Genomic DNA, 11445 nt, shown 5'->3' on the forward strand with positions numbered 1-11445 from the left:
TTCGGCGTTGCGCAAACACCGATCCCAGCAGGGCCTCGACCCCTACCCGCGGACCCTCAACCCACCCTCATCCCACAAAAAGCCGAAGGGCCAACAACGATGTGGATCTTCATGGCAAGTCCTTTCGATTGAGTCCAAGAGTGGGCATTCAGGTTCGTCGCGATCGGGACCAGGCGTCGGCGGACACCGCGACGAGAATCACGACGCCTTGGATGACTCGCTGCCAGATCGGGTCGACCTGGTGCAGGTTGAAACCATTGACCATGAACGCGATGAAGAACGCGCCGAGCAGGGTCCGCCACACGGCACCGGTGCCGCCCGCAATTGACGTGCCGCCGACGACGATGGCGGCGATCACCCCGAAGACGAAGCTGAAGTCGTCCGACGGCGTCGCGCTGATTGTCCTCGAGGCCGCCACGACGCCCGCGAGACCGGCCGCGAGACCGGACAAAGCAAAGACCGACACGACGATGTGCCGCGTTCGCACGCCGGCCAATCGTGCTGCCTCGGCATTGCCGCCGGTGGCGTACACATGCCGTCCGAAGCGGGTTCCTGCGAGCGCGAACCACGCCACGGCAACCACCGCGAGTGAGATCCAGGTTGCGGTCGTCAGGTTCAGCACCCGTGTCCGCGCAATGGAACGGAAGCTCTCCGTGACGGGGCGCAAGATGCTGCGCTCGCTGACGATGTAGCCCAGGCCGAACACGATGAACGACGTGGCGAGGGTCGTGATGAACGAGTTGATCCTTGCGAACGCCACGATCGAGCCATTGGCGAGGCCCACCACGAGACCGAACGCGCATCCGGCGAGGAGCGCCAGGAGGACCGAGCCGGTGGCGTTCTCCACCCGCAGCGCGACGAGCGGCGACACCACCGCCACGGCGGCAATGGACACATCGAACCCGCCGGCGATCATGGTCAGCGTCGCCACTGACGCCGCAATCAGGAGCGTGGCTTGCTGGTCCAGCACGTTGCGGAGATTCGGGCCGGTCAGGAACCCGTCCGTCGTCGCCACCAGCACGACGAACAGCGCAAGCGTCACCCAGACGATGCCGAATCGACCCAGCACGCCGAGGTAGCGCCCTGCACTCGGCGCCGTTGCCGACGATGCGGTCGATTCGGCCACTAGCTCATCCCGTTCGAGGTCGCTTCACCGAATGCAGGACGGAGCAACGCTGTCTCGTCCAGGTCCGGATGCGTGAACTCGGCGACGAATCGGCCTTCTCGCATCACGAGGATGCGGTGGCACAGCCCCACCAATTCCTCCAACTCGGAGGAGACCACGAGCACGGCAAGACCCTGCGAGGCGGCGGTCGCGATGAGGTCGTAGATGGCGCGTTTGGAGCCCACGTCGACACCGCGAGTCGGCTCATCAGCGATGAGCACCCTGAGCCCCGGAACCAGCCAGCGAGCGAAGAGGCTCTTTTGCTGATTCCCGCCCGACAGCAGCCGCACCGGGGACTCCATGCCGCCGTCGCGGACGCCGGCACCGGAGTTCGCGGCTCGAACGAGTCGACGCTCAGCGATGCGGTTGACAACCCCCGCCGTAGCGAAGCGACGCAGGTGCGGCAAGCTGACGTTCTCCCGGACGCTTCGCTCCATCAGCAGCCCGTGATCCTTGCGGGACTCGGGAATGAGGCCCACGCCTGCCCGGATCGCCCGATCGGGCCGCGTGCCGCGAAGCCGCTGCCCGCTGACCGTGACCTCGCCTCCGGAAACGGGGTCTGCTCCGTACACCGCTCGCAGGAACTCGGTTCGGCCCGAGCCGACCAGTCCTGCGATCCCGACGATCTCGCCAGCGGCCACGTCGAGATCGAGCCCGTCGTCGCTCGGGGATGAACCCGAGCACCGCAATCCCCTGACACGCAGCGCTGGGGCGTCCTGCTCGTCGGGAAGCCGCGGTTTCGGCGGAAAGCTGGCGTCGAGCTTGCGACCGATCATGGCTTCGACCAATGAGTCGGTCGTCTCTTGCGACGGCGCGGAGGTGCGCACTACTCGCCCGTCGCGCATGATCGTCACTGCATCAGCGAGTTCGAGCACTTCGTCCAGGAAGTGCGAGATGAACAACACGGTGATGCCCTGGTCGCGCAGCGACCGCACCAACCGGTGGAGTTGGCTGCGCTCGGCGGTCGAGAGGCGCGCCGACGGCTCATCCATCACCACGAGTTCGGTTCGGCGGGCAACGGCGCGCAAGATCTCGATTCGCTGCTGGTCAGCCACGCTGAGCTCGCCGACCGTCACAGCGGGATCGACGTGGATTCCGGTGCGGTCGGCCAGCTCGCGAAAGCGCCTCAATGACTCGGGGCGGCGCACGCATCCCCACCTGGTCGCCTCGACGCCGAGGAACACGTTGTCCACCACCGTTTGATCCGGGACGAGCGCCAGCTCCTGGGCAATGGTGGTAATTCCGGCATCGAAGGCATGCCACGGCGAGCGGAACCGGACTATCCGACCATCGACGGCAAGCGAGCCGCTGTCTGCGACGTACAGCCCCGAGATGATCTTTCCGACCGTCGACTTGCCCGCACCGTTCTCGCCGACGAGGGCGTGGATCGCGCCGCGGTGGACGACGAGGTTGGCGCCGTCCACCGCCTGCGTCGATCCGAACCGCTTGGAGACGTCCTTCAGCTCAATGTGGACGGGTCCGGGAGTCGCCCGGGAGATCACCCATCCCACTCCGCGGTGAACTGGTCGACGTTGGCCGAGGTGACCAGGCCCTCATCGAGGAAGCCTGCGTTCGGGTCCACGCCGCCAGTGATGGTGCCGTCGGCCAATGCAGCGATCATCGCTTCCATGGCGAGGCGGCCTTCGCTCGCGGGCGCATAGAACACCGTCGCGAACCAGCGTCCATCTCTCACGCCTTCAACTGCCGGCGAGGAGCCGCCGAGGCCGATGAGGGCGACGTCACCGAGCATCCCCTCTTCAGTGAGCACCAATTCGACGCCTTGCAGCGACTGGTCGGCGCCGACGACGACATCGAATTCGGGCTGCACTTGAAGGATGTCCTGGATCGCATTGATCCCTCGCTCCGGCCCGAGGTACTGGCCTTCGCCTTCGGCCACCACCTGGATGCTCGGATGGTCAACGACGACACTGTCGAATCCTTGCCGGAGCGCAACGTCCAGCGGAATCCCCCGGATGCCGAAGAAGTAAACGACCCGGCACGGGTCTAGCCCTTCACATGCCCAGATGGTGAGCCGTCCGGCCCGCTCACCGGTCACGACCGGGGGCGCGAGCACCGAGGCTGCAATGCCGTCCACTTGGGGTTCGTTGGTGGAGAGGTCGGCACCGACGATCTGGTTGAACAGCACGACCTGCATCCCGCCCGCCAGCGCCGCCTCCACGTCGGGCACCAGACCCGGCCCGTTAAGCGCTACCAGGATGATGCCGTCGTATTGGCCGCTGGCGATGACGTCCTGGAGCTGGGTGGTCTGGAGCTCAGCGTTGAACTGCGCATCGAACTCGACAATTTCGATGTTGTTCTCATCCGCGAGACGCTGCATCTCGCCGACGGACGCCAGCAGGAACGTGTTGGCCGAACTCGCGGAGAGGTACGCGATCCGGCGTGGCTCGGGAGCAGGCTCGTCCTCCGCAGGCTCTTCGGGCGCAACAGTGTCCGCGGTGCCTTCGTCGTCCGGCTCGGCGGCTGCTTGGCCGTCGTCGGTGGCGCCATCGGGCTCATCGTCGCCGGAATCTCCGGCGTCAGAAGACGCAGCTACGGTCTGCGCAGTTGCGGCAGTTTCTTGCGTCGTCTCGCTGTCGTCGCTGTCTGCGCACGCTGCAGCCAAGAGCGTGAACGCGAGCACGGCGCCGAGCAGTTTCATCAAGTGGCGTGCCTTCATCGGATCCCCCTTGGGCCTGGGTGTTCAGGCCTATTGGGGCGACCGTAAGGACGCGCTCATTACCTCTCAATGGGCAGATCGCTGTGATTGCAGGGTCATGCGGTGCAGTTCGTGCACATAAGTTCTTGCTACCCCGTGTTGGCGAACCGCTCCGGGCTCAGCTGGGGCGAGAGCTTGACCAAGGCCTCGTCGGGAGTCTCGTCGCCGATGAGATCGGCCGTCAGCCGTGCGATGGCTGGAGCGGTCTGGATTCCGGTGCCGCCCTGGCCAGCGCACCAGAAGAACCCTGCAACGGCAGCGTCGAACCCGACGACCGGGATGCGGTCGGGCGCAAACGTTCGCAGCCCGGCCCACGTCGAACGGATCGAGCGCACGGCCAGCAACGTCGCCTGGTTGATGGCCTCGATGCCGGTGGCCACGTCAATCTCGCGCGGCTGGGCATTGCAGGGTCGGTCGAGGTGCTCATCGGCTGGCGACACCAGCAACTGGCCCGGGCCTTCGGGCTTGAAGTAGAAGGTCTCGTCGGCCGAGATGACGAGCGGCCATTCGGTGCACTCGTAGCTCGTCGCGAACGTGAAGACCGTCCTGCGCAGGGGCCGCATGCCGAGCGCAGGCGCGCCCGCCAGAGCAGCTACTTCGTCAGCCCACGCGCCAGCTGCATTCACGACGACTGTGCAGCTGAGCACACCGTCGTCCGTCTCCACCTGCCAGCCATCGTCGCCCCCGGCGAGACCGCGCACGCCGTGCTGGCGCAGGATGGCGGCCCCACGGTCTCGGGCGCCTCGCACGTACGCCTGATGGAGCCCCGCAACGTCGATGTCGAAGCCTCCGAACTCGAGGACGGCCCCGGCCAGCCACTCCGTGTCGAGGGCGCCGCAGATCTCGGTTGCCTGTTGGATGTTGAGCGCCTCGCAAGCGGTCGACGTCGTCACGTTGGCTTCCAGGCGCTCGACGAGGTGGTCCTCGTGCCCGGTGGGAGCTACCCACAGCACATTGCGCGGCAACAGCACGTCGCTGTCCGCGAGGCCATTGGCGTTGGAGTCAAGGAAGGATCGTGACGCTGCACTCAGCAGCCGGTTGGTGGCCTCGCCGTAGGAGGCCAAGAATTGAGCAGCGGAGCGTCCGGTGCTGTGCGCCGTCAGCGTCGATTCGCGTTCGACGACGGCAACCTCGTGACCGCGCGCTGCGAGTTCGAAGGCCGCAGAAACGCCGGCAATGCCTCCGCCCACGATGACGACGTCGAACCGTCGATTCACCGGTGTCACTACTGCTGGGACCGATCGAGCCGGTGCTTGCGCATGACGAGCTGCAGCGCCAGCCGCTGGTCCGGGTCGTTCAAGTTGATGTGCAGCGCTTCGGATATGCGGTCGATTCGCTTCATCACCGTGTTGCGGTGCACGCCGAGCATGGCGGCCGCATTCGTCGCCGATGACTGGCAGTCGAGATAAACCTCCAAGGTGCGAAGCAGGGTCTCGTCGACACCTGTCGCCTCGAGCGGGGCCAAGAAGGCATCCACGACACGCCCGAAGTCGGCCGAGCCGTACCAGCCGAGCATGATCCGCTGGATGCCGAGCTCGTCGATGTGTCTCACTGCGACACGCTTCCCGCCGGCGCCTGCCAGCGTGGCGGCTTGGCGCGCATCGGTGAGACTCGCCCGCAAGCCAGGCAGACCCGTCGACGGTCGCCCCACACCGGCATGCACCATGACATCTGCCATTCCGTCGACAAGCTGCGCGATGGCGTCGCGAAGCCGCCGCGCCATGCCTCGATAGTCCTCGACCGGCGGTTCAGCGCGGGAACTCACCCAGCTCGACCAGCCGTCGGTTCGTTCGATGAGCGGACCGTCGACTCCGCACGAGCGCAGCAGCTCGCCAAAGGTGTCGGTGTTGACCAGCACCCAGGCGGCATCGACACCGCCGGAGACCTCGACATGGAAGGCGGTCACCCATCCCGCAGCCGACCATCCGGCTGTGGCCATCTGCGCCAGAACGGTCTCGTCGGGCAGTTCCCCGCCGCCTACGACTTCGTTGAGCAGCGCCAACCGGTGGCGGGCGTCGCGCTCCATGACAAGGCGATCCCGCACGAGGTGGGCCCCGACCGCCCATGAGGCCACGCCGAGCATGTCGAGACCCGTGCCCATGATCGCTTCGTCGGCTTCGTCGAGCACGCAGACAAGCCAGAACCGGGCGGGTTCTCCGGGGACCACGATGACGGGACAGGTCATGCCCGGGGTTCCACTACCGCCCACGCGGGGCGAACTGAAGGGTCGGTGCCGTAGCGCCCCGGTCTCGACGAACATGTCCGGACCCGCAATGATCGCACCGGTGGCCTCGACCAGCGAACAGGGGCGGCCGATCACGTCCGCTACAAGGGCGAGGGTGTCGGGCACCGTGTCCACATCGATCAGGCCGCTCAGCAGCCTGGACACCATCGCCGCTTGGTGCACGGTGGGCTGCAGTAGCAATTCGCGTGCGGCGGCGGCCATGGCGAGCACGTCGGGCGCAGCGGCCTCGATGAGCACGGTTTCGAAACGGTCCGCTAGCCGGCGCGTGGCGAGCCCAGGCGATGCCACGGCGTTGAGCGCCACGAGTCCGGCACCATCGCCATCGCGCACCGCACGTAGGGCGATGTCCAACGCGTAGGAATTCGGCGCCAGCGAGCTCGCGTTCAGGGCGATCAGGAGTCCGGCCGACATAGGCGTGTCCATGTCGCAGCGCTCAACCACCGCCACGTCAGTGACGACACGGTCGAGACCTCGGCCGCCCGAGACGACGCGACAATCGCCGAACACACCCGCGGCGAGCAGTTGCCGCAGGGTCAGTGGTCGAGCTCGCGAGCTGGAATGCAACACACCGGCTCCTACACGCAGGCAGCCTCGGCGGTTCTATTCTCCGCGACTTCGGGCGCTTGGTGTGACGGCAGGTTGTTCAGGACGAAATCGATCCAATTGCCTCCGGCGACGCGCCCAGCGACTTCCGGACCGAGCTTGGCGGACAGGATTTCCACCAGGGGCCCGAGATCAGATGGCGACCGCATTCCGTCCAACAACGGCAGGCAATCGGGGTCGACCAGTCCGGCGCCCAGAATCGGGTCGATCGTGTGCAGCAGGTCGTCGATGAAGTCCGGTCCCAGACCCACGGCCGAGTCCCCGACGACGCCGATGGCATGAGAGATGTGGGACAGGTAATCGGCCACAGTCGGCGACTCATGAGCGAGGAAGCCGCCGAAGGCGTTGATGCCGATGATGCCGCCGGAGGCTGCGATCTGATGCATCTGGGCGTCGGTGACGTTGCGAGGGTGAGGGCACAGGGCGTGGCAGGACGAATGGGTCGCAACGAATGGACGGATGGCGATGTCGGCGACATGCCTCACACCGGCCGCCGACAAGTGACTGACGTCGACCACCATTCCCAGTCGCTCCATTTCCGCGACGGCGTCGATGCCGAGCGCTGTCAGTCCCGCTCCGGTTGCCGCCTCGCCGACGCCGTCGGCCATCATCGTGCGACGATTCCACGTCAGCGACATGCAGCGAACACCCAGCCGGTAGAAGGTCGCGAGGAGCGCGAGGTCGGCGCCCAGCGGTTCCGAGCCTTCGATGGCCAGCAGCAGCGCTATGCGATTCGACGCCAGTGCCTGCTCGAGTTCGTCTCGGGTTTCCACGATCGCGACGTCGGCGGCGTGAACGTCGGCGAGATGCCGCGCCTCTTCCAACAGGAGCAACGCACGCCGCAGGGCACCCTCACCCACGTGCTGGTCCTCGGTGAAGATCGGGAGGAACTGCAGGTCAACGCCGCCGCCACGCAATTCGGGCAGCCAGTAGTCCCCGAAGGGGTCAACATGGCCGCGCTCTCGCTGATGCAGGACGGCAAGCAGCAAGTCGTTGTGCGAATCGGCGACGCGAATCTCGCCCAAGCTCACGCTGCGAGCGGCCCGACCGCCTTGACGATGACCCTGCAGCCTCCGCCCGGCACGTAGGTCATTGGAATCTCCACGACGCTCGTGATGCGCACATCGGATGCGTTGGCGCCGGCGCGAATCGCTGCGTCCGTCGCTTCTTCGGTGGCGCTGCGCAGGCAGTCCTCACGGCTTGACGCGTCGTAGCTATAAACCTTGTCGATCGACCCGGCAGCCTCGGCGATCGCCGCTCCGAACGCATTCGCCACAGAGTGATGCGGCGGCCAGACGACCTCGCTGATCCCTGCAAGCTGCGCCGGAACCAGGTGGGCTCCGCCGCCGACCGCCATCAGGGGCAGCGCCGTGCTGGACGCCTTCATGCGCTCGCACAGCACCTGGACTCTCTCGTCAACCCAGGCGATGGCGGCCTCGCAGACCGAGTCCTCCACGCCGTTCAGGAGTGCCGGATCGCCGAATCCGGTGAGACGGCCTACTGCCAGTGACACATCGGACAGCGTCAGCGTCGTCCCGCCCATGCACAGTGCGTCGCTGATGACGCGGTACCCCACCGAGTCGGGTCCGACCGCGACGCCATCGACGTCCTGGCGCACGAAGGTGCCGCCCCCGAGCCCGACCGAGATCAGGTCAGGCATGCGAAAGTTGGTGCGAACGCCGCCGACTTCGACCGCTGCTGTGGACTCCCGGGGAAAGCCGTTGATGAGAATGCCGATGTCTGTGGACGTCCCGCCGACGTCGATCACGAGAGCATCGGACAGACCGGCCAGCGCGCATGCTCCACGCATCGAATTTGTCGGCCCCGAACCCACCGTGAGCACCGGGTACCTGTCGGCTTCCTCGACGGTCATCAACGTTCCGTCGTTCTGAGTCAAGAAGCTCTCGACGTCGAGTCCGAGCCCCATGAGGGTGTCCCGAAAACCATTCACGACCCGTCGTGCCACGGTGAGCAACGAGGCGTTGAGAATCGTGGCGTTCTCACGTTCCAGCAGTCCCAGTGACCCGACCGTGTGGCTGAGGGACACGGGCATGTCATCCCCGCACTCCTCCGCGATGAGCTCCGCCGCCCGGAGTTCGTGATCGGTGCAAGCAGGGCTGAAAGCGCACGAGACGGCGATTGCGGACACATCGCCTGCGCAGGAGCTTGCAAACCGCCGGATCGCGTCTTCGTCCAGCGCAGCGATGGGCGAGCCGTCGTACTCGAATCCGCCCTCAGTGATCTCGCTGCGTCCGATCACGATGTCGCGCAGGTCTTCAGGCCAGTTGGCGCTCGGTCGCACGCCCAGAGAGGAGGGCGCGGCGAGACGGAGCACACCGACGCGATCAAGATCGCGGCGCCGGATGATTGCGTTCGTGGGGTGCGTCGTGCCCAGCATCGCCTTGCCGAGATGCGCGGCGTCGTCGAGCTGATCGATGACGGCCGTCATCGCGGCGACGATGCCGTCGATGGGTTCCGGAGTCGTCGCGGTCTTTGTCTCGGCGACGATGCGGCCCGCTCCGTCAACCACGACCGCGTCGGTGTTGGTGCCCCCGACATCCACGCCGAGCCGCAAGTCCTTCATCGCACTCGCTCCCGGAAATCGACGTAGTCGATGTCGTATCCGAAGGCTCTCGGCCCGACGAGTTCCAGCATCCCGTCGCGGTGCCATTCGGGCGCACACGGCATCGCGAGGACGTTGAGGCGCTGTCCGTACGCCAGGCCTTCGGTAGTGATGGGATCGGCCGACTCGTAGTCGAGCAGGCACAACAGGTCCGGCACCGTGACCACGGCGGCGCCGTCTTCGAAGGCAATGAGGTTCTCGTTCTGGATCTCGACGCGCAGAGTTCGGCTGGGATCGTCGAGGTGCTCCAGCACGACCGTGCCCCGTGCGAAACCCTCGGTGGTGCGCCGATCGATGTCGATGACCTTGCCGCTGAACACGAGCGCTGCATCGGTGTAGTCGAGGAGTTCGTCCCAGGCTCCGACTGTTCCGAGCTTCACCTGGGCGAGGCGCTTGCCGACCTCGGTGCAGTAGCTCATGGAGCCATGGATTCCGGCTCGCCGTACGTCTGCCACCGTCATCGGGTAGCAGCTGATTGCGTCAGCAAGGCCGAGCTGAATGACGGCGGCACGTGCCAACGACTCCGCTATCTGGTTCGTGTTCGCCTCGAACACGCACATGTTGCCCTTCTCGTCCGCGATGGACATGGGAGCTGCCAGCAGGCCGTGCAGCGTGAAGACCGTCATCTCGATCTGCGGAAAGGCTCTGCGCATCCCGTCGGCGTCAACGACGGGCAGTCCCATCTCGACCGCTGTAGCGATCGGAACCAGCGTGTTGACGCCGCCGACTTCTATCGGCATCAAGGCGACGGGGTCTTCGCCGAGGTACGCAGCGAGTGCCCGGATCCCTGAGCGGAACTCGGTGCCCGCCGGGATCTTCTCCAGGATGACGGTGGGGGCGCCAATGATGGCGGTGGTCAGCACCCGTCCGTCATCGGGCAATTCGTCGACAGTCACTACCCGGGCGGGTCCGTGATCTGCAATCGCCTGTTTGACGAGCAGCTTGCCGACGTAAGGATCGCCCCCGCCGCCGGTGCCCAGCAGCGTCGCTCCCAGCGCGAGGTCGTCGATGTCGTCGAGGGTCAGCTCTCTCACGAACATCCTTCCGCTGGGAGGGCTCCAATGCTTGACCAGCGAATGTATGTGGCCACTGCGTGCGCCATCGATGGGCACATCGCAACCCCAAGCTCGCCCAACAGCGCGCTCTGCCCTCCGCGCGCCCGTGTCTGAGAACGGCGGGAATGACGCTCCCAGAAAACAATCGCGCTCCCGGCGATCGTGCGCATCACACTCGCCAAATGAACTTCTCGGAACCGGCACACGCGGCCGGCACACGGCACGAAACAGCTTGACCATGCAACCTTGTAAATATGTCTGTGTGCCTTGTAGATTGACGCCATGGCTGTTGCGCACTATCGGGTTTCGGAACGAGGTCAGATGGCACTACCGGCTGAAACACGCCGCCGGTGGGGAATCGCTGCTGGAGGAGCAGTCGAGATCGCCGATCTCGGCGCTGCGGTGGTGGTAGTGCCGGCCGGCAGAGGCGGACTGCGGTCAATGCTCGGCGAGGCTCTCGAGGAGGCCGGTGGCTACCAGTCGCTCGCGCGCCGCGTCGCTGCCAGCGAGCCGGATCTCGCATGAGCCCACCTCTACGATGAGCCCGCAGCTTCCATGAGCCCGCAGCTTCCATGAGCAATGGCGTCCTCGTGGATGACCACATCCTGTTGAGGATGCTGCTCGGCGAGGAGCCACGCGAGTTGCGGCCCCGAGGCGGCGGCGTCGCCACGACGGGGCTGTGGTACCACCGTCTCTGCCGTGCACTCTCCGATCAAGCAGTCGTGGGGTCGATGTCGCGCCGGCTCGGAGGTGTGTCGCCCGAAGTCGCAGCCGAGGTCATTGCCGCGGTCATCGAGCTGCCGGCATCAATCGAGCTGGTGCCGCTTCGCGCGATCGGCTGGCCGATGGGCGAACTCGTACGAGACGGGGCCCGCCTCAACCTGCTCTCGCTCGAAGCACTGGCTGCCGCTCGCTTTCTGGATGCGGAGATCTGCTACGCGCAGGCCAACGAGAACGAACCGCTCATCGACGCGGCTCACACCCACGCAATACCGATTCGCAGCCTGCAGATCTGAGCAGGTGCCTTCGCTGCTGAGT

The 11445-nt window shown here is 66.0% G+C and carries 10 protein-coding genes; 2 read left to right on the top strand and 8 right to left on the bottom strand.

Translation table 11 applies throughout. The features are described from left to right. Positions 1 to 148: 148 nt before the first annotated feature. The 8 genes from ACOCMM_RS18830 to ACOCMM_RS18865 all read right to left on the bottom strand — a co-directional run bounded on the left by ACOCMM_RS18830 (position 149) and on the right by ACOCMM_RS18865 (position 10386). Positions 149 to 1126, bottom strand: a complete 978-nt coding sequence (locus ACOCMM_RS18830) for an ABC transporter permease (protein WP_419554661.1) — start codon at positions 1124 to 1126, stop codon at positions 149 to 151. Further along, positions 1126 to 2667: a sugar ABC transporter ATP-binding protein gene (locus ACOCMM_RS18835; RefSeq protein WP_419554662.1), complete on the bottom strand. Its 1542-nt coding sequence runs from the start codon at positions 2665 to 2667 to the stop codon at positions 1126 to 1128. Before ACOCMM_RS18835 ends, ACOCMM_RS18830 begins: the two co-directional genes overlap by 1 nt. Next, positions 2664 to 3842: a substrate-binding domain-containing protein gene (locus tag ACOCMM_RS18840; RefSeq protein WP_419554663.1), complete on the bottom strand. Its 1179-nt coding sequence runs from the start codon at positions 3840 to 3842 to the stop codon at positions 2664 to 2666. Before ACOCMM_RS18840 ends, ACOCMM_RS18835 begins: the two co-directional genes overlap by 4 nt. A gap of 128 nt (positions 3843 to 3970) precedes the next feature. Then, complete coding sequence (locus tag ACOCMM_RS18845) at positions 3971 to 5098, bottom strand: NAD(P)/FAD-dependent oxidoreductase (RefSeq protein WP_419554664.1); 1128 nt, start codon at positions 5096 to 5098, stop codon at positions 3971 to 3973. Between the two features lie 8 nt (positions 5099 to 5106). Next, on the bottom strand, positions 5107 to 6693 hold the full coding sequence (locus ACOCMM_RS18850; RefSeq protein WP_419554665.1) for a helix-turn-helix domain-containing protein: 1587 nt from the start codon (positions 6691 to 6693) through the stop codon (positions 5107 to 5109). Positions 6694 to 6701: 8 nt separating this feature from the next. Beyond that, positions 6702 to 7760 (bottom strand): dipeptidase, encoded by a 1059-nt coding sequence (locus ACOCMM_RS18855; protein ID WP_419554666.1) that lies wholly within the window; start codon positions 7758 to 7760, stop codon positions 6702 to 6704. Next, positions 7757 to 9313 carry a hydantoinase/oxoprolinase N-terminal domain-containing protein gene (locus ACOCMM_RS18860; protein WP_419554667.1) on the bottom strand — a complete coding sequence of 519 codons (1557 nt, stop codon included), beginning with the start codon at positions 9311 to 9313 and terminating at the stop codon, positions 7757 to 7759. The genes ACOCMM_RS18855 and ACOCMM_RS18860 overlap by 4 nt, the downstream gene beginning before the upstream one ends. Beyond that, the gene (locus ACOCMM_RS18865; RefSeq protein ID WP_419554668.1) at positions 9310 to 10386 is read right to left on the bottom strand and encodes a DUF917 domain-containing protein; all 1077 of its coding nucleotides are present in this window, start codon (positions 10384 to 10386) and stop codon (positions 9310 to 9312) included. The genes ACOCMM_RS18860 and ACOCMM_RS18865 overlap by 4 nt, the downstream gene beginning before the upstream one ends. A gap of 303 nt (positions 10387 to 10689) precedes the next feature. Between ACOCMM_RS18865 and ACOCMM_RS18870 the strand changes: the two genes are divergently transcribed. Together ACOCMM_RS18870 and ACOCMM_RS18875 are read left to right on the top strand one after the other, a co-directional pair. Next, on the top strand, positions 10690 to 10932 hold the full coding sequence (locus ACOCMM_RS18870; protein ID WP_419554638.1) for an AbrB/MazE/SpoVT family DNA-binding domain-containing protein: 243 nt from the start codon (positions 10690 to 10692) through the stop codon (positions 10930 to 10932). 47 nt (positions 10933 to 10979) lie between these two features. Beyond that, positions 10980 to 11423, top strand: coding sequence for a hypothetical protein (locus ACOCMM_RS18875; RefSeq protein WP_419554639.1), 444 nt, complete (start codon positions 10980 to 10982; stop codon positions 11421 to 11423). Positions 11424 to 11445: the final 22 nt, after the last annotated feature.

It is taken from the genome of Candidatus Poriferisodalis sp., from assembly GCF_965198245.1.
GTDB lineage: Bacteria > Actinomycetota > Acidimicrobiia > Acidimicrobiales > Poriferisodalaceae > Poriferisodalis.

What these genes read in the sequence shown, in the direction of transcription:
- ACOCMM_RS18875 (WP_419554639.1), top strand. Translation starts at nt 10,980, where the DNA reads ATGAGCAATGGCGTCCTCGTGGATGACCACATCCTGTTGAGGATGCTG.
- ACOCMM_RS18860 (WP_419554667.1), bottom strand. Translation starts at nt 9,313, where the DNA reads ATGAAGGACTTGCGGCTCGGCGTGGATGTCGGGGGCACCAACACCGAC.
- ACOCMM_RS18840 (WP_419554663.1), bottom strand. Translation starts at nt 3,842, where the DNA reads ATGAAGGCACGCCACTTGATGAAACTGCTCGGCGCCGTGCTCGCGTTC.
- ACOCMM_RS18870 (WP_419554638.1), top strand. Translation starts at nt 10,690, where the DNA reads ATGGCTGTTGCGCACTATCGGGTTTCGGAACGAGGTCAGATGGCACTA.